We start from the raw sequence: 23,620 nt of genomic DNA on the forward strand, positions 1-23,620 counted from the left end.
GGTATTGTTGTTGGTGAGTCAGGGTCCCCTTACAGAATCCTAGACGGCCCACGCTGGGGCAAGGTCCAAAGCGGCGTTAAACCCGTCGAAAAACGTCATTCGCCGGATTTTTTCGCCGCTTACCCAGCATTTGTCGGCTTTTTAGCGCGCTTGGGGCTGGCTGCCGTTTTGCGTGGCGCGCTTTTACGTTTGTTTTTCCACGGCGTGGCACCTCGACCTGCCGGGCTGGCCGGGCCGGTGATGGTCATGCGCATGCCATTGCAGCGCGCCACTTGCTTGCTCATCCAGGCCGCCTGTTTGGCGACGAATTCTTCCAGGCTCATTTCGCCACTTTGCACCATGTCCAGAGCCTGCTCCCAGATTGCGGTGGTACCGGGGTCGGCGATGGCACGGGGCACCGCGTCGATCAGGCTGAATGCCGCCGGTGTGGCCGACAGTGCCTTGCCGTTCTTCACCAGGTAACCACGGTCCAGCAGGCCCTGGATAATGCCGGCGCGAGTGGCTTCGGTGCCGATGCCGGTGGTGTCCTTGAGCTTTTGCTTGAGCAGCGGGTCTTCCACCAGCTTGGCGACGTTCTTCATGGCCTTGATCAGGTCGCCTTCGGTAAAGGGCTTGGGCGGTTGGGTCCACAGGTCCTTGAGGTTGACCTTGGCCACCGCGTAGTCCTGGCCCTGCGCTAATGTCGGCAGCGCCTGGGGGGCGGGGGCTTCGCGCCCCTTGGCCGGTGCCAGGGCTTCGGGCAAGGCGCGTTTCCAGCCTGGCTCGATCACTACCTTGCCCACCGCGCGTAACGCTTGGCCTGCACACTCAAAATCTGCCTGGGTGCGATCGTATTCATGGTTGGGCAGGAATTGCGCCAGGTAGCGCGCACGAATCAGGGTGTAGACCGCACGATGCTTACCGGTGAGTTGCCCGACATCCTTGCCGGCGCCGGTAGGGATGATGCCGTGGTGCGCGCTGACCTTGGCATCGTTCCACGCCCGTGAGCGGCGTTGCGGGTCGATATGTGGCATCAGCTCGTTTACGGCTGCATCAGCGCGCCCCAGCGCAGCAAGAATCGTCGGCGCGTCACTGTGCTGGCTCAGTGGCAGGTAGCCGCAATCGCTGCGCGGGTAGGTGATGGCTTTGTGGGTTTCATACAGCGATTGGGCGATATCCAGGGTTTCCTGCGCGCCGAGCCCCAGTTTCTTCGAGCAGATTTCCTGCAGGGTGCCCAGGTCAAAGGGCAGGGGAGCGACTTCGCGCATGCGCTCGGTACGCAGTTTCACCAGCCGTGCGGTGGCGGCATTGGCCATGGCATCGGCTGCGTCTCGTGCCAATTGCGGGTTGAGGCACCGGCCCTGGTCATCACAGGCATCCTCGGCCGCACGCCACTGGGCGGTGAACGTCATGCGTTCGTGGCGCAGATCGACATCGATCGCCCAGTACGCCACCGGCACAAAATCGGCAATGCTGCGGTCGCGGTCCACCACCAGGCGCAAGGTCGGCGTTTGCACCCGTCCCACGGGCAAGACGCCTTGGTAACCGGATTGGCGCCCCAACAAGGTAAACAAACGACTCATGTTCATGCCGATAAGCCAGTCGGCGCGGGAACGGCCCAGGGCCGAGTGATACAGGCTGAAGGTCTCGGCGCCGGGCTTGAGGGCCGCCAGGGCCTTGCGAATGGAGGCATCGTCGAGGGCCGACAGCCACAGACGCTGGATCGGCCCGCGATAGCGGCAATGTTCCACCAGCTCGCGGGCGATCATCTCGCCTTCGCGATCGGCGTCGGTGGCGATCACCAATTCTTGGGCTTCTCCCAGCAAACGCTTGACCGCCTTGAACTGGCTGGCGGTCTTGGGTTTGACGCGCATCTTCCACTTTTCCGGGACGATGGGCAGGTCGGCCAGCACCCAGCGTTTGTACTTGGCGTCGTAGGCGTCGGGTGGGGCGGTTTCGAGCAGGTGGCCGATGCACCAGGTGACCGTGACCCCGTTGCCCAGCCAGCACCCGTCGCCACGGCGGCTGGCACCGAGCACGGCCGCGATATCTTTGGCCTGGGAGGGTTTTTCACAGAGGTACAGCCGCATGGTCATCACATCAGATCGGGTTGATGCCTTGCAGGATGCTCAGTTGGACGGCTTTGATCAACCATTATCTGTATGGATGTACAGCAATTTGTGTGGCGCCGCAAAATGACTGTGGGAGCGGGCTCGCTCGCTAAGGCGGTGGGTCAGTCAACTCATCTGTGACTGATCCACCGCCTTCGCGGGCAAGCCCGCTCCCACAGGGGATCTCCAGTGTTCAGGAGACCGGGTCAGTTGTTATCGATATCCACGTGCCGTGTTTCTTTCAGGCAGAACATCCCCACGATCAGGCTTACCCCGGTCACTACCACCGGGTACCACAGGCCGTAGAAGATATCGCCGGTGTACACCACCAGGGCAAACGACACGGTCGGCAGGAACCCGCCAAACCAGCCGTTACCGATATGGTAGGGCAGGGACATCGAGGTGTAGCGGATGCGCGTCGGGAACAGTTCGACCATCAGCGCCGCCAGCGGGCCGTAGCACATGGCGGCAATCAGGATCAGCGCCACGATCAGCACCACCACCATGGTCTTGTTGACCTGCGCCACATCCGCCGAAGACGGGTAGCCGGCCAGGGTCACAGCGCCACGCAGGGCTTTTTCGTCGAACCCGTCGATACGCACGTCGCCCACACTCACTTGCACCGGGCTGCCGGCAGGTGCGGCGGCGCTGCTGTAAGGCAGGCCTTGCTTGACCAGGAAGGTCTTGACCTTGTCGCACGGGCTGTCAAATTTCGCCTTGCCCACCGGGTCGAACTGGAAGGTGCAGGTCGCCGGGTCGGCCAATACGGTGATCGGGGCCTGGTGACTGGCTTGGTCCATCGCCGGGTTGGTGTAGTGCGCCAGGCTCTTGAAGATCGGGAAGTACAGCGCGGTCGCCAGCAGCAGGCCGAGCATCAGCACCGGCTTGCGACCCACCTTGTCCGACAGCCAGCCGAAGAAGATAAAGAACGGCGCGCCGATCACCACGCTGATGATCAACAGCATGTTGGCCAGGGCCGGGTCCATTTTCAGGAACTGGGTGAGGAAGAACAGCACATAGAACTGCGCCGCATAGAAGGTCACCGCCTGGCCGCCATTGATACTGAACAGGGCGATCAGCACGATCTTGAGGTTTTCCCATTTACCAAACGAATCGCGGATCGGCGACTTGCTGGACTTGCCTTCCTCTTTCATTTTCAGGAACGCCGGCGACTCATGCAGGCTCATGCGAATCCAGGTGGAAATACCCAGCAGCACGATGGAGAACAGGAACGGAATGCGCCAGCCCCAGACTTCGAACTGGTCACCGGTGAAGTAACGGCAGGCCAGCACCACCAGCAGTGACAGCAGCAGGCCGAGGGTCGCGGTGGATTGAATCCAACTGGTGTGGAACCCACGCTTGCCCGCTGGCGCATGCTCCGCCACATAGGTGGCCGCGCCGCCGTATTCACCGCCCAGCGCCAGGCCTTGCAGCATGCGCAGTACGATCAGGATGATCGGCGCGGCAATGCCGATGCTGGCGTAGGTCGGCAACAGCCCGACACAGAAAGTCGCCACGCCCATCAAGATGATAGTGACGAGGAAGGTGTATTTGCGCCCGATCATGTCGCCCAAGCGGCCAAACACCAGCGCGCCGAACGGTCGCACCACAAAGCCGGCCGCAAAGGCCATCAAGGCAAAGATGAACGCCGTGGTGTCGTTGACCCCGGCAAAGAACTGCTTGCTGATCACCGCCGCCAGGGCGCCGTAGAGGAAAAAGTCATACCACTCGAACACCGTCCCCAGGGACGAGGCGAAGATGACCTTCTTTGAGTCGTTGCGGGTGATGACGGTGTTGACCGCCGAACCCAGGGGTTGAGCATGTTCTGACATCGGGTAGCCCTCACAGTGATTATTTATTGTTGTTCCACTGTCGGCGCCAGGTCTGGCGCCGCTATTCAGATTGCATGAACCAGTTCTTTCTCCGGGGCGAGACTCCTTGTATTCGGCGAAAGGATCAGCTGCGCGGCCTTCTCCGCGATCATCAGCGTAGGTGAACAGGTGTTGCCGGACGTGATGCGCGGCATGACAGAGGCATCGGCAATGCGCAAGCCAGGCACGCCATGCACCCGCAGTTGCGCATCCACCACCGCGTCTTTATCGCTGCCCATGCGGCATGTGCCAACCGGATGAAAGATAGTAGTACCGATACGCGCGGCGGCTTCATGCAATTCGTCTTCGGTTTGCAGCGCATCGCCTGGCAGGTATTCCACCGGCTTGAACTGGCTCAGCGCCGGGGCGGCGACGATACGGCGTGTCAGGCGGATCGCATCAGCGGCCACCCGCAAATCTTCCGGATGGCTGAGGTAATTGGGGCGGATCAGCGGTGCATCCGCCGGGTTGGCCGAGCGAATGTCGATGCGTCCGCGACTTTGCGGGCGTAAGTCGCAGACCGATGCGGTAAACGCCGGGAATGCGTGCAGCGGTTCGCCGAAACGCTCAAGTGACAGCGGCTGCACGTGGTATTCGAGGTTGGCCGAGGTCTGTTCCGGACCCGAGCGGGCAAATGCGCCGAGCTGGCTGGGCGCCATCGACAATGGGCCGCTGCGGTCATACAGGTAGCGCAGGCCCATGCCCATCTTGCCCCATAGCGTGCCGGCGATCTGGTTGAGGGTGCGGGCGTTTTCCAGTTTGTAGATCAGCCGCAGTTGCAGGTGGTCCTGCAAGTTGCCACCAACCCCCGGCAGTTCATGCAGTACGTCGATGCCCAAGGGTTTGAGCACACTGGACGGACCGATTCCCGAACGCTGCAAGATGCCTGGCGACCCCACGGAGCCGGCGCACAGGACGATCTCCTTGCGTGCCTTCCAACTCAGTTGCTGGCCCTGCTGGCGTCCGATTACCTGGGAGGCGCGGCCGTTTTCCAGCAGTACGCGGTCGACCTCCACTTCGGTCAATACTGTCAGGTTGGGGCGTTGACGGACCGGCTTGAGGAACGCCTTGGCCGCATTCCAGCGCACCCCGGCCTTCTGGTTGACCTGGAAGTAGCCGCAGCCTTCGTTGTCGCCCTGGTTGAAGTCATGGATGTTGGCAATACCACTTTGCGCCGCCGCATCACGGAAAGCATCGAGGATCGGCCAGTGCAGGCGCTGCTGTTCGACGCGCCATTCACCGCCATCGCTGTGGAATTCCGAGCCGCCGGCAAAATGGTTTTCGCTCTGCTTGAACAGCGGCAGCACGTCTTTCCAGGCCCAACCCGCGTTGCCTTCTGCGGCCCAGCCGTCGTAATCCTGGGCCTGGCCGCGCATGTAGATCATGCCGTTGATGGAGGAGCAGCCGCCCAGCACCTTGCCCCGTGGGTAACTCAGCGCACGGCCTTGCAGGCCTTCCTGGGCTTCGGTCTTGAAACACCAGTCGGTGCGTGGGTTGCCGATGCAGAACAGGTAGCCGACGGGAATGTGGATCCAGGGGTAGTTGTCGCGGCCGCCGGCTTCAAGCAGCAGCACGCGGTGGGCAGGGTTGGCGGACAGTCGATTGGCCAGCAGGCAGCCCGCGGGGCCGGCGCCTACGACGATGTAATCGTATTCAGCAGTTGCAATGGGCATCTGAGGCCTCGCTTGTTTTTCTTATTGGCTCCATCCTAGTTGTTAGTTTTCGTCTTAAAAATGTTAGTTTTTACCCAGCTGCTGTGCGTTTTTAAACAGCGTGGTTGAGTTTCATGCAATGGAGGCGTCATGTTCGACTGGAACGACCTGCGGTATTTTCTGGAGCTGCAGCGCAGCGGCCGCTTGCTCACCGCCGCGCAACGTCTGAAAACCACGCATGCCACCGTGGCCCGGCATATCGAGGCGATCGAGAAAAGCCTCGGCACCGCGCTGTTCGTGCAGCATGCCCAGGGCTACGAACTGACGCCGGCCGGCGAAGCGCTGCTCAAGCACGCCGAAGCCATGGAAAACGTCGCGCTGTTGGCCGAAGACGAACTGACCCACTCCGCCGCGCCCTTGGGCAAGATCCGCCTCGGCGTGGCCGAAGGCTTGGGCGTGATGTTCCTGGCCAGTCGCATGGGTGGGCTATTTGATCGCTACCCCGGGTTGGAAGTGGAATTGGTGGCGGTGCCACGCTTTGTCAGCATTCTCAACCGCGAAGCGGAGATCAGCATCCACCTCGAACGCCCCAGCGTCGATCAACTGGTCACCCGCAAACTCACCGACTACCGCCTGGCCCTCTACGCCAGCCGTGCCTATCTGGACCGCAACCCACCGATCGAAAAGCGCGAAGACCTCGCCGCGCACGCGTGGATCGATTACGTGGACGACTTGCTGTTCAGCCAGGAACTCAAATTCCTCAGCAGCTTCTGCCGCAACCCCAAGGTGGTGTTCCACAGCACTAGCGTGATTGCCCAGCACCAAGCCGCGCGCTCCGGGTTGGGGATCGCGGTGTTGCCGTGCTTCATGGCGGCCGGCGACCCGGAACTGGTGCCGTTGCTGCCGGGGGAGGGGATCCAGCGCAGTTACTGGATCAGCTCGCGCAGGGAGTTGCACAAATCGGTGCGGCTGCGAGTGTTGTGGGACTATGTGGTGGAGTTGTGTGCGCGGGAGCAGGGGTTGTTGTTGGGCGAGGCCTGATGCCAGGCCTGCCCAACAGAGGGGTTAGAGTTTCACCACCTGATGCACCTGCTCCGCGCAAGCCCGTGCATCCTCAATCATTTTCCCGAACGCCTTACTGACAATCTCATCACGGCTCAACCAACGCACCTTCTGGCTCAGGCGATAGTGATAACGCAGCCCGCCATTCTCCTGCGAACCCTGCAGGTCCAAGTCATACCACGGCGAACGCACCTGGCAACCCGGGATGGTTTTTTCCGTCCGCCCGCCGCTCAGGGTGATGCTGTAGTCATGTGTTTGCGGGTTGCCCAGATCTAGCTCGGCCTGCTGCCCTTGGCGGCGGTAGTTGATAAAACCATCCCAACGACCCTTGAGCGATTCATCGCTATATACGTAGTCATTCGCCAGCTTTTCCAGCGCACGCTGATCATTCATTTTGGCCGTGACGGTATAGCCGTCATGCACCACAAAGCCGGTGGCCGGGCGAGTGATCTGGCAGTCGCTGATCTCGTTGCCGAAGTTGGCGCAGATGTCCTGGTCGGTGGCGGTGCTGCCTTGCTGGCGGTCGGCGACGCTCAGTTGCATCAGCGGCAGGCGACTGAAGGTGATCGTGGCCTGGGTCGCGCCTTCGCCTTGTTTGTCGTAGTGCACCTGTTTGTCCAGACGCAGGGTGGTTTCGGGGCGTTCCAGCGGGATATGTTCCTCGCGCACCTGACCCTGGGCGTCGTTGACCAGCACCCAGCGGTCCTGGATATCGGGCATGACCTGGCCGGGGGCGAACACCGGGTTGGTCGGGTCGAGCCACCACACCTGGCCGTCCACTTCGGCGCGCACGATGGCGTGGTTCGGCGCCTGGGTGCCGGGGATCAGTAGCGACTCGACCACATCGCCCCGGCTGACCCAGGCGGTCTCGGCCTTGATGCCAGTGGCCTTGAGCAAGGCGGTCAGCAGGATTGCCAGGTCCTTGCAGTCGCCATAACCGTGTTGTTCGATTTCAGCGAGGTTGAAGGGCACGTAGCCGCGCTCTGTCGCCCGCCAATCACCCAGGTAGCGATAGTGATCGTTGATGTGCTGCATCAATGCCGCGACCTGTTCGGCCGGCGGCAAACCGCGCACGGCAACCACGGCAGCAGCACCTTGTGGGGGCAGGTTGGCACCGAGGATCTGGTTGTAGCGCTGCGCGAACGCCCCGAAGTACGCCTGGCGCTCCAGAGCACTGCCTACCTCGATACGCGGGATGCGCAGCAACGCGGCGTTGGAGGCTTCGTTGATGTAGTTGAGGTAGGTCGGGGCCTTTTGCACCACGTCCAGGGTCTTGCCATTCTGCGACGGCGTTACGCTGAAACCCTCGAACAGTTCGCTGCGCCACTGGATGGGGCGCTCGGCAGTAAAACGCGCCTTGAACCGGTCGCGCCGCGCCGGGCTGGCGCCGAATTTGAGCACGTAGTGAAACTGGGTCATCAAGGGTTTGGCGGCGTGGTGCTCGCGTACGGTGTAGCGAATCTGCGTGCCGACGCGCAGGTTGGGGAAGGCCAGCGAGGTCTGTTTGTCGCGACTGAAGCCCTGGTCCGGATTGGGCGCGGTGCGGGTGTCGATCTGCGTCGCATCCAGCGCCACTGGCTTGGCGCCGGGCTGGGTGGACTGCGCGCTGATCACTTCAAAGGTGTCGCCTTCGGAATAATCGAAGTCGATGCGCGAGAGCATTTCGCGGCCGCTCGGTTTGAGGATCGTATAGCGGTAGGTGGTGGTGCAGTCGGTACTGGCGTCGCGGTTGAAGTGGCAGTGCAGCTCGGTGTCGCTGGCCAGTGGTGCTTCGGCCAGGGGTTGCAGCGCGGCAAATACGCCAGGAGCAACAAGCCCCAAGCTGATGGCAATCAGGGGGCGGTGAAACGAAAAACGGTACATGGGCGCCTCGGGTGACACATTGAAACAGCTACCCGGTGGGTAGCGAGAAGGCGCTGGATGATAATGGATCGCAACTGATAAGACCAGGATTGTTCGACAATTTATGTGGCTGAAAGGCCCGTCCTAGAGCCTTTTCTTTGATTTGTGTCAGTCGTTTCGCAGTTCGAAGTCTGCGCTGGCAAGCCTCTCGCCGTTGATCAACACATGGACGACATGCTTGCCGGGGTAATGCTTACGCGTGGTCAACTCGCGGATATGTTGCTCACGTCGGATGCTGTGAAGTTCGCCAGCGCCGAGGGTAAATGCCTTGAGTTTGAACACCTTTGCGGCACTGTGGCCGGCGCTTTTCACGTAGTCGATGGCGTAGTCCACCACCAGTTTCTGTGGGGTAGTGGCGGTGGACTCCAGGCTGAACGACAGGTTGATGCGGTCGCCCAGGTTGATCACCGCCGGCGTGACCTGTAGGTGGTGGATCTTCACCTCGGCCTTGGCGCCCGCACCCATGATCGTCAGCGCGCGGGTGTTGCCTTGCTTGATCAGGCTGCGCAGGGCGTGGCGGGCGATCCACGCCGTGTGCGGGTTCTCCAGGTTCCAGCCTTCGATCAGGCTGAGCACCCAGTCCGGGTGGTCCTTGGTGATGTCGTTGAGGTGGTTGGCCACGGACTTGCGTACGTAGAGGCTGTTGTCGGCCTTGAGGTTGTCGAGGATCGACGCACACAGTTCGGGGTTGGCCTGCACGTCGGCCAGGCGGAAAGACCAGGGCAAGCGCGGCCGCGAGCCTTCGCTGGCGAGGCGACGCACGTGTTCGTTGTCATCCAGCGACCAGGCTTGCATCACCGCCAGCGTGCGCGGGAAGTCGTGCAGCAGAAAGTGGCGGATGGCGAATTCGGCGGAACCAAAGGTGGTGAAGTATTTAAGAGCCGCCATGGAGCGCTTGAAGTCGTGCAACCCGTAACTTGCCACGAAATGCGGCAGGAACAGGCTGACGAACGCGCTGTTCAAGCGTGGGGCCAACGCGTAAAGCACCTTTAGGGTTTGCGGGTAATCCAGCGGGATCACCGCATGCAGGCTCTCGCTGACCCGCGCCATGCGCTGCATCACCGACAACTCGGCCAACCCGGCCTTGGCGTGCTTGAGGAAGCCCTTGGCGTCGAACGCCGGGTACACCGCCGTCATCTCGGTGGCGATATGGTGCAGGCGTTCGACATTGAAGATTTCCTTCAGCGCCGGGGCAGCTTGTTCGGTCATCGATGATTCCTGGGCGGTTAAAGAAACCAGCGGTATTCCCGCGCGTTGATCTCTTGTTGAAAGGCCAGGTGATCCTGGCGCTTGTTCTCGCAATACACGTCGACAAATTCAGCCCCCAGCTTATCGCGCAATACCGCGTGATGCTGCATGGCACGTACGGCGTCGAGCATTTCCAGGGGGAAGTCGGTGCCGCTGCTGCGGTCCTCGTTCAGCGGGGCGATGGGTTCGCGCTTGGCTTCCAGGCCATGCTCCAGGCCGACCAGGATCGCGGCCAGCACCAGATAGGGGTTGGCATCGGCACTGGCCAGGCGATGCTCGATGCGCAGGTTGCGCGGGTCGGACTCGGGAATACGCACGCACGCGTCGCGGTCTTCGAAGCCCCAGCTGGCGCGGGTGGCGGCATTCACCGTACCGCCCAGGCGGCGGAAGGCGTTGTGGTTGGGCGAGAAGATCGGCATGCAATGGGGCAACAATTCCAGGCAGCCGGCCACAGCGTGCCGCAGTGGGTGCTGCTGGTGCGCCGCCAGCAGGTTATTGCCCGCGCCGTCATACAGGCTCACATGCACATGCATGCCGCTGCCAGGGAATTGCAGGTAAGGCTTGGCCATGAAGCTGGCGCGGTAACCGTGCTTGAGCGCCACGCCACGGGTGCTGCGGCAGAACAGGGCGGCCCAGTCGGCGGCGCGCATGCCGTCGTCGAGGTGGCCGAAGTTGATCTCGAACTGGCCTGGGCCGATTTCGGCGGTGATCACCGTGATATCGATGCCTTGATCCTTGGCGGTTTGCGCCATGTCGTCCAGCACATCGCCGAAGCGCGACAGCCGTTCGATATGCAGGTTGGGCTGGTCATCGGCGTCATCGCTCAACGGGTCGCGGGCGAATTGCGGCAGGCCGTTGTCGAGTTTTTTGTCGAACAGGTAGAACTCCAGCTCAAACGCCACCACCGGGTGAATGCCCTTGTGCTGCAGGCGCTCCAGCACTTTGGCCAGGACTTCGCGGGGTTCGAACTCGATGGGTGCTTCGGTGCCGTCCGAAGTGATCAGCATCTGGCCCAAAGGCTGCGATTCCCAATTCACCGGCTTGAGCGTGCCCGGTACCAGGCGCCGGTTGGCGTCCGGGTCGCCGTCGTTGAAGCAGTAGTCGCCAATCTTGAATAACCCGCCCTGAGCCCCCAGCAGCACGGCATTCTGCGGCAGCTTCAAGGGGCTGCCGGCGGCGACTTTTTCCAGCATCTCGATGGGGTAGCGCTTGCCGTAGAAGTGCCCGGGAATGTCCAGGGCGATCAGGTCGACGTAACGCACGTCGGGATGGTTCTGGCGAAAGGTCCGTACTTCGGCCAGTAACGTGGAGGCATGGCTTTTCACGGGTGTTGCTCCTAGTTGTAAACCCACAGCACGCGTGCGGGCAGGTCGGTCAGGTTGGCGTAGCGGCAATGGGCGAAGCTGGCCAGGTGAAAGCTGTCGCCGGGGCCGAGGGTGACCGAGTCGGCCTCACCCTCGACCCACAGGGTCAACTCGCCCTCCAGCACAAAACCGGCCTGCTCGGCGCGATCACTCATGGTTTGTTCGCCACTGTTGGCACCGGGGGCCAACAGGCTGTCGAGCATCGAAAAGGCGCCGTTCATGCTCGGTGAGACGAGAATGTCGGTGATGCCATTGGCGTAATACACCGTGCGCCGCTCGTTGGGGCGGGTGATCCAGTCCACGGCCTTGGGCTTGGGCTGGCTATAGAAATAGGTGGTGGGCACGTCGAGGGCGTGGCTGATGGCGGTCAAATCCGCCACGGTTGGGCGGGACAAACCGCGCTCGACCTGGGACAGGAAGCCCACCGAACGCTCGATTTTTTGCGCCAACTGCGCGAGGGTGAGCTTCTTGTGCTTGCGCAGGTCGTGGATGAGTGCGGCGAGGGTGGCGAGTTCTTCTTGTGGGGTCATGAAATTTATTTCGAATAATTTCATGAAAAATTACAGGATTTATTTCATGGAGGCAATGAGCATGGATTTACACGCGCACTTGTTCGGGCTGGAACAGGCACTACAGCAAAGCGCGACCCGTTCGGATACGAGGCAGTTGGCACGATTGCTGGCCGATGATTTTGTTGAGTTCGGCGCCAGCGGCCATGTGTGGGGCAGCAAGGCCGAGGTGATCGACGGGCTGCAGGACGAGGTGTTTTCTGCGCGGAGCATGACCGAGTTCGTGGTGAAAATGCTGAGCGAGCATGTAGCGTTGGTCACCTATCGCTGTCACCGGAGCGGAGTCGAGACCTCGTTGCGCAGTTCGGTATGGCGGGCAGAAGAAGGGCAGTGGCAGATGGTGTTCCATCAAGGCACACCCTTGGCAGTTGATTAGCCATTGCGGTGGCGAGGGGGCTTGTTCCCGCCGGGCCGCGAAGCGGCCCCAACCCATTGGGGCAGTGAGAGGCCCGATGGAATGATCACGCATCGCAGCGGTCCGAACCTGGGTACGCATCATTCATTGAAGGAGCACCCATGAAAGCCAAATCCCTGATTGCCAGCCTGCTGGTCGCCACAAGCTTGTCCACCGCCAGCTTTATCGTGCAGGCCGGTGACACCCCCCAGGAAACCGTGCAACCTTCGAACATCAACACCCGTGACCTGAAAGAGGGTGACCGTGCGCCGGACATGCTGATGCGCAAGGAATCGGCCGTCAGCGACTGGAAAAAGCGCGGCCTCAAGCAGCCTGAGGAAGACAGCCAATGGACGCGGGTAGGCGATAAATTCGTGCTGCTCAAGACCACCAACGGCACCATTCTCGAGATCACCCCCGTCAAGAAATGACCGTGTCGGTAGTGCCTGCCCTGGGTTAAGGTAACCGGCCATACAGGCCGCGTTACCTTCAACGATCGAGAGCAGGATGCTTGCCACAATAAGAAACTACCCCCGCACCGTAAACCTGCTGCTCTCGGCCACGCTTATGCTGACGCTGGCCAAGGCCATCACCTTTCCCTACCTGGTGATTTACCTTACCCACCGCTTTGCCCTCGACATTACCCAGGTTGGCCTGGTCATCGGTAGCTCGCTGATCGTCGGCTCGTTGCTCAGCGTGTATGGCGGTTTCCTTGTCGACCGCATCAACAGCTACCGGTTGTTGCTGGGGCTGAGTGCGCTGTTTGTACTGGGCTTTATCGGCACGGTGCTGGTGCAGCATTTCTGGGTGTTCTATGCCTGCCTGATCCTGATCAACCTCGCGTACGCGGTGATCGATATCGCCGTCAAAGCCGGCTTTGCCAGCCTGTTGCCCGAAGGTGCGCGCAGCGAAGTCTTCTCCATCAAGTACACCCTTACCAATATCGGCTATGCGGTTGGGCCGGCGTTCGGGGCGATGGTGGCCAAGTTGGATATCAGTTTGCCGTTTGTGTTGTCGGCGCTGCTGGGCGTGGGGTTTTTCCTGCTGTACTGGCGTTGGGGCGACCGTCGGCTGACCACCGTCGAGGCCTTGCAAAATCCTGCGCCATTCCTGGCCGTCGGCCGCGTATTGCTGCGCGATCGCCGCCTGGTCTGCTTCACCCTGGGAGGTGTACTCAGTGCCGTGGTGTTTGGCCAATTCACTGCGTGGCTGTCGCAGTACCTGGTGACGACTACCACCGCCGACTACACCTACACCGTTGTCAGCGCGGTGCTGACCACCAACGCGGTGTTGGTGATTGCCTTGCAATACGTGATCGGGCGGCGCATCTCGCATCGTTACCTGGGCCAGTGGCTGATCGCGGGCCTGGGCATGTTCATGCTCGGGGTGATCGGCTTTGCCTTGTCCACCAGCGTGCTGTGGTGGGTGCTGGCGATGGCGGTATTCACCGTAGGGGAGATCATCGTGTTCCCGGCCGAGTACATGTTCATTGACCGGATCGCCCCGGACCACTTGCGCGGCATGTACTACGGGGCGCAGAACCTGTCCAACCTGGGTGCCGCCTTGGGGCCGGTGTTGTGTGGGCTGGTGCTGGCGAGCCTGCCGGCCCCCTATATGTTCCTGATGCTGGGGGCGTTTATTGTGGCCGGCGGGGTGTTCTATTTCATTGGTGCGTCGTTGAAGGCAAGTCATCCAGCGTGAGCTTGCCCACGTTGTTGCTTTGCAATTCGTAGCGCAACTCTTCCACCATCTTTTCCACTTCTTGCGGGGTCTGCAGTCGGTTGGTGCTGATCCCGGTCACCACCAGGTCGACGCGGCCGGTTTCGGCGTCGTAGACCTTGAGGGTCAGGGACGCGTCCCGGCACAACGTGAACTCACAAGTCAGTGGCGACAAGCCTTCTTCAATGCAGTTTCGCAGTTGGGAGAGGGTAAACATGCGGGTTCCTTCAGGGCGTAAAGTTCGACCCCTGAAGGGTATTGCTTGGCCTTCGCGGCAATAAGGCGAATTCGCACTAGCCGCACTAGTGCATTTGCACTGGCGAGGGCTACTTTTTAACCCGCAGTTCACCGGCAAACAGCCCGCGTTCACGGGCCCAGACGATTGCTGCGCTGCGGCTGTGCACACCCAGTTTGGAATACACCGTGGCCACATGGTTACGCACCGTGTTGGGCGCCAGTTTCAAGCGCGAAGCGATCTCCTTGTCAGCCAGGCCTTCGCAGATCAGACCCAGCACATCGCGCTCTCGGGCGGTGAGGTCGGTGAAGGCGATATTGGGTTGGCTGGGGCTGTTGACGCTCTTGGCGTTGGCCAGTTTTTCGATGAGGGTCTGGCTGAACCAGGAGGCGTCCTGCATCACTTCTTCGATGGCCGCCACCAGTTCCAGCTCCGAGCGTTTGCGTTCGGTGATGTTCATCATCACCAGCAGATAGCAGGGCACGTCTTGGATGATCACTGTGTCGGCGGAGACCACGCAGTCGATCACCTCGTTGCCTTTCTTGCGCACCTTGAGGTCCTGGCCGTCGAGGTTGCCGGCCTTTTCCAGGTTGGCGAACAACTGCGCGGACGCCTGCGGGCTGTCGATAAAGTCGATGTCTTCGATGGATTTACCGATCAGCTCCTCGCTGGTATAGCCGGTGATGCTCATGAAGGCTTCGTTGATGTCCACCACCTGGCGGTTGGCGGCGCTGCACACCAGGGTGGGCACCGGCGTCAGGCGGAACGATTTGGCGAAGCGCTCCTCGCTCTGGCGCAGGGCGATTTCCGCCTTTCGGCGCGGCTCCAGGTCCATGAAGGAGAACAGCATGCAGTCCTCTTCGTTCATATCCAGCGGTTGCCCAGCGACGATCACCAGTTTGCTGCCGCCCTCGGGCAGTTTCAGTTCGGCCTGCATTTGCGGGATGGTCGCGCCTTCGCCCAACCGCTGGATGGCCAGGTCCTTGCGCTCGGCCTGTTCCAGCACATCCAACTCGTACACCGACTTGCCGATGACCTGGTCGCGGTTGTAGCCGGTCATCTCCAGAAAGCCCTGGTTCACCTTGATATAACGCAAGTCGCTCAGGCGGCAAATCACTGCCGGGGCCGGGTTGGCGTTGAAGGTTTTTTCGAAGCGCTGTTCGGCGCTGGCCCACTCGGTGGCGTCGCTGAGGATCAGCACCAGCAATTCCGGCTCACCGTGGGAGTCACTGATCACCAGGCTGCGCAGGCGATGCACCCAGGTTCTGTCGGCGTCGTCGGTGGGGGAAACCTCCACCACCACGTCACTGAACTCTTCGCCAGCGGCGACGCGGGCGAGGGGGTAGTTCTCCAACAGCACCGGGTGGTTGTTGCGATAGCGCAGGGCAAATCGTTTGGCGTAGGCCTGGGTATTGGCACCCAGTGCAGCGACGTCATCGATGCCGTGCATGTTCAGCGCAGCTTCGTTGGCCCAGAGGATGGTTTGGTCGACTTCCGCGAGGATGATGCCGTCGGATACCCCGGAGACAATCTGCTGCAGTTGGCGGCGGTTGGTTTCTTTGGCGAGGACATCCTGGGTCATGGTTTCTCCGGGTTTTGGACGCGTGGAATTACGACACCGGGGCTTCAGGATAGTGCAGACCAATTGCCTGGGATGGGGTGCAAATGCACTATGCAGCCCGGTGCATTTGCGCGGGGACGAGCGGTACTTGGCTCGCCAGACTGAGGCGGTCAATAACGCAAAAAGGATCAATCATGACCCCTGTCTATGAAACCAACCGTTCGCCGTTTCGCGTGTCCTGGAGTGCGGTACTGGCCGGGAGTGCAATTGCCCTGGTGAGTTACCTGGTGCTGAGTGTGTTGGGCACCGCCATCGGCGCCAGCGCCGTCGACCCTATGCAAGCCGGCAACCCTTTGAGTGGGTTTGGCACGGGCGCCGGGATCTGGCTGTTTGTCTCGACCCTGGTCGCTGTTGGCCTCGGCGCCTTTGTGGCCGGCCGCACAGCCCCTGATCGCGGCGGCCTGCACGGCGTCCTGACCTGGACCCTCACCACGCTGCTCACCACCTGGCTGCTGGCGGGCTTGGCCGCCAGTGTCGTCGGCACCGCCGGCAATGTGGTAGGTAAAGGTCTGTCGGCTGCCGGCAGCGGCATTGCTGCGGTAGCACCGGGCATTGGCGACAGCGTCAAGCAGCAGTTGAACGAGCAGGGCATCCAATTGGACTGGAACAGCCTGCAAGGCGAGTTGGACACCTTGCTCAAGCAAAGTGGCAAGCCTGAACTGGACCCGGCCAACGTCGAACAGAAAACCGACCAGGCCGCTGCCGATGGCAAGCAGTCGGCGACCGCCGCAGCCAGCAACCCTGCCCAGGCTGGCGATGCGTTGAAGCAATGGTTCGAACGCGTCAAGGCTTCCGGTGAGCCCGCGCTGAATGCAGCGGACAAAGACGCATTGGTCAATATCGTTGCGGCCCGCACCGGCAAGAGCAAGGAAGAAGCGACCCAGATCGTCGACAACTACGCCCAGGCCTATCAGCAGGCCATGCAAAAGGTTGACGAACTGAAGCAACAGGCCGAGCAGAAAGCCCGTGAAGCCGGCGAAGTCGCGGCCAAACAGCTCTCCCGTGCGGCCTGGAGCACCTTGGCCATGCTGTTGTTGGGCGCGGCCTTGAGTTTCCTGGTGGGGCGCATGGCCCTGACCACGCGCCGAGTGCCGTTGGCTTAACAATGCGTGCAGCAGGGACGCTGCTTTTCACTGGCAGCTAACCTGCGAGTGTCAGCATTCCAATACCCACCGGCAATGCCTGGCGATGCGTGATCGTGATTTTGATCTGGCCTTTGATCTGGCTTTTGATCTGGCTTTTGATCTTAGGCGCCCCGTCAAACACGCTGGCCGGAATTCGACAGGGATTTGGGGGGTAAACCGGCAGGGATGCCGGTTTAGCCGCCCCGCGCCATGGATGGCGCGTGGCGGCGGCCCCCCAAATACCTGTCGGATTACGGGCACACCGAGCCTAGGCGAGGTGCCGAGTGTTGGGGCAAGAGCGTTTTGCTTACTTTTGCGCTTTTCAAAAGTGAGCCGCCGTAAGGGCGGAACCCATAGCAGCCGTTACCCAAATAACGGATATGTACCCGGTCAGATCCAACATCCAGGTCGGCTGTCAGGCCGCCTTCGCAGGCAAGCCAGCTCCCACATTTTGATCGCACGGCAACAGTTAGAGTGTGGTCGGCTGTCTGGCCGCTTTCGCAGGCAGGCCAGCTCCCACATTTGGATCGCGGGGTGACAGTTAGAGAGTGGTCGGCTGTTAGGCCGCTTTCGCAGGCAAGCCAGCTCCCACATTTGGATCGCGGGGCGACAGTTGGAGAGTGGTGGCTGCCAGGCCGCTTTCGCAGGCAAGCCAGCTCCCACATTTGGATCGCGGGGCGACAGTTGGAGAGTGGTGGCTGCCAGGCCGCTTTCGCAGGCAAGCCAGCTCCCACATTTGGATCGCGGGGCAACAGTTGGAGAGTGGTGGCTGCCAGGCCGTCTTTGCAGGCAAGCCAGCTCCCACATTTGGATCGCGGGGCAACAGTTGGAGAGTGGTCGGCTGTCAGGCCGTCATTTCCAGCAAGCCGGCTCCTACAAGGGATTTGTCTTCACGAAACCCGGTTTAAGGCCGAACACCTCCACGCCTTGGGCCGTCGCTTGCCCCGTGGTCACCTTCACCCGCTCCACCGGCTTATCCATCGCCTCGCGATATTCGACCGTCTTATCCGCCCGAATCGCCTGGCTCGGAATCACAATCGCCTGCGCATTGTTGTACGTCACAATGGTCAACCGCGCGCTCATCCCCAGCCGCACCCGCTGCAACTGCTGCGGCGTGAGCCTGGGGATCGACAAGGTCACTGGAAACTGCGCGCTGCCCTGGCTGTCATTGGCAATCGCCAAGCCACTCACCACGCTCACCGAACCGGTCAGCCGCTCGCCATCAAAACCATCCCCCAGCACTTCCACAGCCTGGCCCTGGTGCAGCTGGTTAATATCCAGCTCAGACACCTTGGCGACGATTTTCAGCCGTTCGATATTGGCCAGGCCGAACAGTACCTGACCCTGGCTGACCTTGCTGCCGGCCTGCACCGGGGCATTGTTGTTGCCGCCGCCCTGGGGTGACGTATTGCCGGGCGGCGGCACCACGATCCCGGAGAATGGCGCCTTCACTTCCTGGCCTTCGAGCAACCTGTGCAGGGCGTCGTATTTCACCGTGGCGTTGGTCAACTCCATATCGGCGATCTGGCGGTATTCGCCCTTGCCCTGGTCGATGGCCTGCTGCAGTTCGCTGCGGGCGGAGGCAAGGTCGAGCTGTTGCTGCTGGGTCTGTTGCTTGAGGTCGTCCAGTTCATTGCGCGGGATGATGCCGCGCTTGAACAGGTTTTCGCTTTCGGTGAGTTTGCGCTGGGTGTTGCCAGCGGTCATTTCAGCCGTGCGCAGGCTGCGGCGGGCGCGGCTGACAGCGGGGCTGCTGTCCCAGTCCTGCATCTCTTGCACGGTGCGCCGGGCCTTGAGCTGGGTGGAGAGGGCGTCACGCAGTTGCACCTCCAGGGTCGCCGGGTCCATGCGCAACAGCACCTGGCCGGCTTCGACGCGCTGGCCTTGCTCCACCAGGTTGGCTTGCACATTGCCGTCGAAGGGGGCAGTGAGGGTGATGGTGGTGTCGGGCTCGATCTTGCCCACCAGGCCGATCTGGTGCACCAGCGCGTCGGGCTTGACGGCCAGCCACTGATCGGTGGCGCTGGCCGGGTCTGAAGCCGGGCTGCGCAGGGCCAGGCCTGCACCGCCCAGTAGCACGATCAACACAGCACCCAGCAGGCGTTTCTGATTAGTAGTCATTGAGGGCGATTTCCCAACTTTCCAGCGTCATGCCCAGGGTCAAGTCGAGCTGGGTCTGGGCGTTCAAATAAGCAATCAGCGCATTGAGCTGCGCGTTTTCGGCGTTGCGCAGGTCGGTCTCGTAGCTCAGCACCTGGAAGTTGGTGGAGCGCCCGGCACTGAGTTTTTCCCGCTCGATCTCGATCTTGCGCCGCGACAGTTCCACCGCCCGCTGGGAGATTTCATATTGGCGCCAGCGGGTGCCGAGGTCGCGCACCACGTCGTTGACGCTGCGTTCCAGTTCCTGGCGCGCGTCGGTGATGCGGATCTCCTGGTCCTCCACATTCACCCGCGCGCGCACTTCGGCCTGGCGCGTGCTGATATCGCCGATGGGAATTTGCACCTGCACCCCAGCGTAGCTGTCCCAGGTGCGATTGTTGGAGCGGCCGGCATCGTTGTCGTAGGCGTCACGTACCTGGTTGGCGCCGGCCACCAGGTCCACCTGCCAGCGGCCGGAGTCCTTGGCGATCACCAGGTTAAGGTCAGCCTGCTGGCTGCCGAGCAGGGCGGCGAGATACTCCGGTTGCTGGGTCTGCGCGAGGTTGAAGGCCTGGCGCTTGTCGATCTGCATGGGCCTGGCCTCCAGGGCTTCGGTGGCGCGGATCGGCGTGGACAGGTCCAGGGCCAGCAGGCGCAGCAGGGCCAGGCGGCTGGTGTCCAGTTGGTTCTGCGCTTCTTCGACACCCAGTTGCTGGGTGGCGATATCGGCTTCGGTCTGGACGATTTCGAATTCGGCCATGCGCCCGGCACTGATCAGCGCCTTGTTCACTTCCAACAAGGTGCCGGAACGCTTGAGGGCATCCTGCACGATGCTCAGTTGCTCCTGGGCGCGCAGCAGTTCGCGGTAGGTGGCGATGATCTGGCTGATGGTCTGTGCCACGGTGGCCTTGAGGTTCAGGCGGTTGGCCTGCTCCGACAGCCGCGACAGGCGCAGCGGCGCGGTGGTGGCATCCCAGCCGGCACCGCGCAGCAGCGGTTGGATGATAGCCAGGTCCAGGCCGTCGCTGCGGTAGCGGCCGGCGCGGTCGGCGGTGTTCAGTTGCTGGGTCCAGGCCATGCTCAGGCGCGTGCCGTACTCGCCAAGCAGGCTGGTGGCCGGCGCCACGTTGGCATTGCGCGCGTTGTCGGCGGAGCCACGGGTGCTGCGGTAGTAACTGTTGAGCGTGAGCTTGGGGTTGAACACATCTTCGGCCACGCGCAGGTCAAATTTCTGCGCCACCCGTTGCAGGTACGCGCTGCGGATCGCCGGGTTGTTGCGCAGGCCCAGGTACACCGCATCGCCGAGCGTCAGGGTGGTGACCTGGGCATTCAGCGAGACACTGCGGTCGTAGCCGCTGCGCGTGGTGCTCGGCGCCGACGGTTTGATCACCACGTCGGCGGCCATGCCCGGTAGGCTGACCAGCGCAAGCCACAGCAGCCACCTATTCATCGCGCAGGGCCTCCACCGGCTGCAGCCGTGAGGCCGAGACCGCCGGGTAAATGCCGAAGAACAGCCCGACCAGCAACGTACTGCCCACCCCCAGCGGCAAGGCGGCGACGGCCAGGGCAAACTCCCAGCCCGACAGCCAGGCATACAGCCAGGCGGCGGTCATGCCCAGGACCGCGCCGCACAGTGCGCCAACGGCGGTGAGGGTCACGGCTTCGAGCAGGAACAGGTTGCGGATATCCCGCTGGCGCGCGCCCAGTGCCATGCGGATACCGATCTCGCGACGCCGCTCCGACACGTTCATCAGCATCACGTTCATCACCCCCACGCCGCCACCCACCAGGGAGATCGCGCCGAGGGCCAGCAGCAGATAGGCGAAGGTGCGACTTTGCCGGGTCATGCCGTCGATCATTTGCTGGGGCACCTGGATGTCCGCATCGTGTTCGGGAAGCTGAGGACTCAAGGCGGCGGCTGCGTCCTTGGCAATTCGTTCCATGTCCTGGCCGGGTGTGGCGCGGATGATCACGTTGCCGATTTGCGGCGTGGCATAGATACGGCGCATGCCTTCGGCGGGGATGAACAGCGACTCGTTGGCCTGCACCGGCATCAGCATCGCTCGGGGCTGGTTGCGTAGGATGCCGACGATCAGGAACAGGTAGTCGTTGATGCGCACGCGGTCGCCCAGTTGCAGCGGGTCGCCTGGCGCTCCCAAGGCCTGGGCCAACTGATCGCCGATCACGCCGTAGGTCTCGTTGGCATCGAAGCTCGATAGGAAACGCCCCTGGTGTACCGCCAGGCGCATGGCGTCCTTGATGTCTGGCGTGCTGCCGACAAAGTTGGCGTTGACGGTCCGGCCATGAAACACGATAGGCCCGCTGAATAACGTGAGGGCGCCGATATGGGCAATGCCCGGCACGGTCTGGCGTACCGCGTCCAGATCGAGGCGAGCGGGCATCGGGGCACTGCTGCCGCCTTTGGGCGGGAACTGGGCGATCAGGGTGTCGGTGCCCATGTCCTTGAAGATCATCGCGGCATCCACCGCCGCGTTGTGGCCGATATTGATCAGCGCCACCACCGACGAACTGCCGATCACGATCCCCAGCAATGCCAGGATCGAGCGCTTGCCCAGGGTGCGCAGGCTGATGAATGCTTCATGCAGCAGTTGGCTGAGGCTCTGTTCGACCCGCAGGCGGTTGTTTACCTGCTGGGTCATAGGCAACCGGCCTCTTGCACCACACCGTTGCGCACCAGGATCTTGCGTTCCAGGCGCTCGGCAATGTGCGGGTCGTGGGTGACGATGATCAGCGTGACCTGTTGCTCGCGGTTCAGCCCCAGCAACAGGTCCATGATCTCCTGGGCCGTGGTGCTGTCGAGGTTGCCGGTGGGCTCATCCGCCAGGATCACCGAGGGCTTGCCCACCAATGCCCGCGCGATGGCCACGCGTTGGCGTTGGCCACCAGAGAGATCGGCGGGGCGATGGTGGGCGCGGTCGGCCAAGCCGACTTGCTCAAGCATGCGCAAGGCCTGTTCCACGGATTCATGCCGCGATACGCCGCGATAGCTCAAGGGCAGGGCGACGTTATCCAAGGCGCTGAGGCGTGGCAGCAGGTTGAAACTCTGGAACACGAAGCCGATTTGCTGGTTGCGGATCGCCGCCAGTTGGTCGGGCGTGGCATTGAAAATATCGTGGCCGGCAAAGTGGTACTGGCCGCAGTTGGGCAGGTCGAGCAGGCCAAGGATATTGAGCAGGGTACTTTTGCCGGACCCGGACGCGCCGAGGATGCCGCAGCTGTCGCCGCTGGCGATGGACAGGCAGACATCATTAAGAATGGACAGGTGTTGCCCGGCCAGCTGATAGCTTTTGCCGATGCCTTGCAGTGAAATCAAGCCTGGGTGCGCGGGGGTATCTGTCATCATGACTACGCCTTCAGTCTCGACGGTGCCGTGCCGCCCCGGAAAAGCCTTTTTACAATTTCGGGAGCCACCTGGTACGCGTCACGGACTGGTTTTATTTCTTGTTTTTAAAATATTGTTTGAATACTAACCGTGTTCCAGCGCCTTCGCCAGCCATGGATATAGAGCGGTTTCATCCTTTGAAACGATTTCTTCAACGCGCCAGCAGGCCACTCACAAACCTTTCGACTAGCCTCAACGCGCCCGGCTGCAAAGGCTTTCGATCATATGGCGGTGTGTCACTACTTGCTTTCGGACGAAGGCCCCGGTATAAAAAATCAAATTATTTTTTAAAACAATATTTCCCACGTGGAACTTCTATGGTCGCGAAGAAAGTCAGCGCTCCAAACATTACCAAGACTCGACTGCTGGATGCGACAGAGGCTCTCTTCATAAAGTACGGATACGACGCGGTTTTGTTGCGGCAGATTACCGAGCGTGCCCAGGTCAACCTGGCGGCGGTGAACTACCACTTCGGGGACAAGGATTCCCTGATGCAAACCCTGCTCAAGCAGCGCCTGGAGCCGCTCAACGAGCAGCGCCTGGAACTGTTGGCCCGCTGCGAGGCCGAGTCCGATGGCCCGTTGGACTGCGACACCTTGCTTGGCGTGCTGTTCGCCCCGGCCATGGGCCTGGAGCGCAGCGACCCGGCCAGCGCCAGTGGGGAAGGGCGCTCGTTCATCCGTTTCCTGGGGCGGGTGTACAGCGACACCTCGCCGTTTATCCAGGAATACCTCAAGGTGCATTACCAGCCGGTGTTCCAGCGCTTCTTCGAAGCCTTCGCCCTGGCCCTGCCGGACCTGCCGCGCAATGAACTGGGGGTGCGCCTGCAATTTGCCCTCAAGGCGATTTCCGGGGTGATGGCCGGCACTGAACTGCGCCTGCTGATGAACTCCATGAGCCTGGGCCGCCCGGCCACGGATGCGGAGGTGATGGCCAAGTTGATCACCCTGGTGTCAGCGGCGATTCGCGTGCCGCAGCAAAGCCCGGAAGCCGAAAACGCGCTGGCGAGGGTGCTGGATACCCAGCGGGCCATTCGCGAGCAGGCGGCACCTGCCAGCAAAGCCGCACGCTGATACCTGTAGGCGCCGGCTTGCCGACGCCTACAGCGACGGTGGGAGTAGCTGAGCGAAAATCAGGCAAAAAAAAGCCCGCTGGGGCGGCGGGCTTGATGTGCAACATTTGTAACGGATGAGGCTTCACCCTACGTCTCGGGATGTGAATAAAACG

At 61.8% G+C, this 23,620-nt stretch carries 19 protein-coding genes; 6 read left to right on the top strand and 13 right to left on the bottom strand.

What is annotated here, in order from left to right; all coding sequences use genetic code 11:
• Positions 1–119: 119 nt before the first annotated feature.
• The 3 genes from KHP07_RS15950 to KHP07_RS15960 all read right to left on the bottom strand — a co-directional run bounded on the left by KHP07_RS15950 (position 120) and on the right by KHP07_RS15960 (position 5,634).
• The gene (locus KHP07_RS15950; protein ID WP_099492770.1) at positions 120–2,069 is read right to left on the bottom strand and encodes a DNA topoisomerase III; all 1,950 of its coding nucleotides are present in this window, start codon (positions 2,067–2,069) and stop codon (positions 120–122) included.
• A gap of 227 nt (positions 2,070–2,296) precedes the next feature.
• Positions 2,297–3,922: an MFS transporter gene (locus KHP07_RS15955; protein ID WP_078047823.1), complete on the bottom strand. Its 1,626-nt coding sequence runs from the start codon at positions 3,920–3,922 to the stop codon at positions 2,297–2,299.
• 65 nt (positions 3,923–3,987) lie between these two features.
• Positions 3,988–5,634, bottom strand: a complete 1,647-nt coding sequence (locus KHP07_RS15960; RefSeq protein WP_214497484.1) for a GMC family oxidoreductase — start codon at positions 5,632–5,634, stop codon at positions 3,988–3,990.
• 129 nt (positions 5,635–5,763) lie between these two features.
• Between KHP07_RS15960 and KHP07_RS15965 the strand changes: the two genes are divergently transcribed.
• On the top strand, positions 5,764–6,654 hold the full coding sequence (locus tag KHP07_RS15965; RefSeq protein ID WP_028619605.1) for a LysR family transcriptional regulator: 891 nt from the start codon (positions 5,764–5,766) through the stop codon (positions 6,652–6,654).
• A 24-nt stretch (positions 6,655–6,678) separates the two neighbouring features.
• On the opposite strand, the gene KHP07_RS15970 is transcribed toward KHP07_RS15965, so the two are convergent.
• The 4 genes from KHP07_RS15970 to KHP07_RS15985 form a co-directional block, all read right to left on the bottom strand.
• Complete coding sequence (locus KHP07_RS15970; protein ID WP_214497485.1) at positions 6,679–8,538, bottom strand: DUF3857 domain-containing transglutaminase family protein; 1,860 nt, start codon at positions 8,536–8,538, stop codon at positions 6,679–6,681.
• 147 nt (positions 8,539–8,685) lie between these two features.
• Positions 8,686–9,786, bottom strand: coding sequence for a DNA alkylation repair protein (locus KHP07_RS15975; RefSeq protein WP_100491084.1), 1,101 nt, complete (start codon positions 9,784–9,786; stop codon positions 8,686–8,688).
• A gap of 17 nt (positions 9,787–9,803) precedes the next feature.
• Positions 9,804–11,150 carry a glutamine synthetase family protein gene (locus KHP07_RS15980; protein ID WP_078047827.1) on the bottom strand — a complete coding sequence of 449 codons (1,347 nt, stop codon included), beginning with the start codon at positions 11,148–11,150 and terminating at the stop codon, positions 9,804–9,806.
• An 11-nt stretch (positions 11,151–11,161) separates the two neighbouring features.
• A complete protein-coding gene (locus tag KHP07_RS15985; protein ID WP_010211306.1) occupies positions 11,162–11,719 on the bottom strand; it encodes a helix-turn-helix domain-containing protein in 558 nt (185 codons plus the stop codon).
• Between KHP07_RS15985 and KHP07_RS15990 the strand changes: the two genes are divergently transcribed.
• The 3 genes from KHP07_RS15990 (at position 11,718) to KHP07_RS16000 (ending at position 13,853) form a co-directional block, all read left to right on the top strand.
• Complete coding sequence (locus tag KHP07_RS15990) at positions 11,718–12,134, top strand: nuclear transport factor 2 family protein (RefSeq protein WP_250883598.1); 417 nt, start codon at positions 11,718–11,720, stop codon at positions 12,132–12,134. The two genes, KHP07_RS15985 and KHP07_RS15990, sit on opposite strands and share 2 nt — an antisense overlap.
• Positions 12,135–12,274: 140 nt before the next feature.
• The gene (locus KHP07_RS15995; RefSeq protein ID WP_028619610.1) at positions 12,275–12,583 is read left to right on the top strand and encodes an RcnB family protein; all 309 of its coding nucleotides are present in this window, start codon (positions 12,275–12,277) and stop codon (positions 12,581–12,583) included.
• A gap of 76 nt (positions 12,584–12,659) precedes the next feature.
• Positions 12,660–13,853 (top strand): MFS transporter, encoded by a 1,194-nt coding sequence (locus tag KHP07_RS16000; RefSeq protein ID WP_214497486.1) that lies wholly within the window; start codon positions 12,660–12,662, stop codon positions 13,851–13,853.
• Here the strand turns inward: KHP07_RS16000 and KHP07_RS16005 are convergent.
• On the bottom strand, positions 13,816–14,088 hold the full coding sequence (locus KHP07_RS16005) for a DUF1652 domain-containing protein (protein ID WP_078047830.1): 273 nt from the start codon (positions 14,086–14,088) through the stop codon (positions 13,816–13,818). The genes KHP07_RS16000 and KHP07_RS16005 overlap by 38 nt on opposite strands.
• 109 nt (positions 14,089–14,197) lie before the next feature.
• On the bottom strand, positions 14,198–15,688 hold the full coding sequence (locus tag KHP07_RS16010) for a PAS domain S-box protein (RefSeq protein ID WP_078047831.1): 1,491 nt from the start codon (positions 15,686–15,688) through the stop codon (positions 14,198–14,200).
• 173 nt (positions 15,689–15,861) lie between these two features.
• Here KHP07_RS16010 and KHP07_RS16015 point away from each other — a divergent pair, with 173 nt between their 5' ends.
• Complete coding sequence (locus KHP07_RS16015) at positions 15,862–16,830, top strand: hypothetical protein (protein ID WP_068931780.1); 969 nt, start codon at positions 15,862–15,864, stop codon at positions 16,828–16,830.
• An 894-nt stretch (positions 16,831–17,724) separates the two neighbouring features.
• Here the strand turns inward: KHP07_RS16015 and KHP07_RS16020 are convergent.
• The 4 genes from KHP07_RS16020 to KHP07_RS16035 are packed head-to-tail and all read right to left on the bottom strand — an operon-like array spanning position 17,725 to position 22,354.
• Positions 17,725–18,972 (bottom strand): efflux RND transporter periplasmic adaptor subunit, encoded by a 1,248-nt coding sequence (locus tag KHP07_RS16020; RefSeq protein WP_214497487.1) that lies wholly within the window; start codon positions 18,970–18,972, stop codon positions 17,725–17,727.
• On the bottom strand, positions 18,962–20,440 hold the full coding sequence (locus KHP07_RS16025) for a TolC family protein (protein WP_214497488.1): 1,479 nt from the start codon (positions 20,438–20,440) through the stop codon (positions 18,962–18,964). Before KHP07_RS16025 ends, KHP07_RS16020 begins: the two co-directional genes overlap by 11 nt.
• A complete protein-coding gene (locus KHP07_RS16030; protein WP_078047834.1) occupies positions 20,433–21,650 on the bottom strand; it encodes an ABC transporter permease in 1,218 nt (405 codons plus the stop codon). The genes KHP07_RS16025 and KHP07_RS16030 overlap by 8 nt, the downstream gene beginning before the upstream one ends.
• Positions 21,647–22,354 carry an ABC transporter ATP-binding protein gene (locus KHP07_RS16035; RefSeq protein WP_078047835.1) on the bottom strand — a complete coding sequence of 236 codons (708 nt, stop codon included), beginning with the start codon at positions 22,352–22,354 and terminating at the stop codon, positions 21,647–21,649. Before KHP07_RS16035 ends, KHP07_RS16030 begins: the two co-directional genes overlap by 4 nt.
• Positions 22,355–22,710: 356 nt before the next feature.
• On the opposite strand from KHP07_RS16035, the gene KHP07_RS16040 reads away from it, so the two are divergent.
• Positions 22,711–23,466, top strand: coding sequence for a TetR/AcrR family transcriptional regulator (locus tag KHP07_RS16040; protein WP_078047836.1), 756 nt, complete (start codon positions 22,711–22,713; stop codon positions 23,464–23,466).
• Positions 23,467–23,620: the final 154 nt, after the last annotated feature.

Origin of the sequence: Pseudomonas sp. VS40 (assembly GCF_018587885.1) — a bacterium.
GTDB classification, from domain to species: Bacteria; Pseudomonadota; Gammaproteobacteria; order Pseudomonadales; family Pseudomonadaceae; genus Aquipseudomonas; species Aquipseudomonas pergaminensis.

Bases quoted from the DNA above. Each gene is read 5' to 3' on its own strand.
- KHP07_RS15950 (WP_099492770.1), bottom strand. From the start codon at position 2,069: ATGCGGCTGTACCTCTGTGAAAAACCCTCCCAGGCCAAAGATATCGCG.
- KHP07_RS15955 (WP_078047823.1), bottom strand. From the start codon at position 3,922: ATGTCAGAACATGCTCAACCCCTGGGTTCGGCGGTCAACACCGTCATC.
- KHP07_RS15960 (WP_214497484.1), bottom strand. From the start codon at position 5,634: ATGCCCATTGCAACTGCTGAATACGATTACATCGTCGTAGGCGCCGGC.
- KHP07_RS15965 (WP_028619605.1), top strand. From the start codon at position 5,764: ATGTTCGACTGGAACGACCTGCGGTATTTTCTGGAGCTGCAGCGCAGC.
- KHP07_RS15970 (WP_214497485.1), bottom strand. From the start codon at position 8,538: ATGTACCGTTTTTCGTTTCACCGCCCCCTGATTGCCATCAGCTTGGGG.
- KHP07_RS15975 (WP_100491084.1), bottom strand. From the start codon at position 9,786: ATGACCGAACAAGCTGCCCCGGCGCTGAAGGAAATCTTCAATGTCGAA.
- KHP07_RS15990 (WP_250883598.1), top strand. From the start codon at position 11,718: ATGAAATTTATTTCGAATAATTTCATGAAAAATTACAGGATTTATTTC.
- KHP07_RS15985 (WP_010211306.1), bottom strand. From the start codon at position 11,719: ATGACCCCACAAGAAGAACTCGCCACCCTCGCCGCACTCATCCACGAC.
- KHP07_RS15995 (WP_028619610.1), top strand. From the start codon at position 12,275: ATGAAAGCCAAATCCCTGATTGCCAGCCTGCTGGTCGCCACAAGCTTG.
- KHP07_RS16000 (WP_214497486.1), top strand. From the start codon at position 12,660: ATGCTTGCCACAATAAGAAACTACCCCCGCACCGTAAACCTGCTGCTC.
- KHP07_RS16005 (WP_078047830.1), bottom strand. From the start codon at position 14,088: ATGTTTACCCTCTCCCAACTGCGAAACTGCATTGAAGAAGGCTTGTCG.
- KHP07_RS16010 (WP_078047831.1), bottom strand. From the start codon at position 15,688: ATGACCCAGGATGTCCTCGCCAAAGAAACCAACCGCCGCCAACTGCAG.
- KHP07_RS16015 (WP_068931780.1), top strand. From the start codon at position 15,862: ATGACCCCTGTCTATGAAACCAACCGTTCGCCGTTTCGCGTGTCCTGG.
- KHP07_RS16020 (WP_214497487.1), bottom strand. From the start codon at position 18,972: ATGACTACTAATCAGAAACGCCTGCTGGGTGCTGTGTTGATCGTGCTA.
- KHP07_RS16025 (WP_214497488.1), bottom strand. From the start codon at position 20,440: ATGAATAGGTGGCTGCTGTGGCTTGCGCTGGTCAGCCTACCGGGCATG.
- KHP07_RS16030 (WP_078047834.1), bottom strand. From the start codon at position 21,650: ATGACCCAGCAGGTAAACAACCGCCTGCGGGTCGAACAGAGCCTCAGC.
- KHP07_RS16035 (WP_078047835.1), bottom strand. From the start codon at position 22,354: ATGATGACAGATACCCCCGCGCACCCAGGCTTGATTTCACTGCAAGGC.
- KHP07_RS16040 (WP_078047836.1), top strand. From the start codon at position 22,711: ATGGTCGCGAAGAAAGTCAGCGCTCCAAACATTACCAAGACTCGACTG.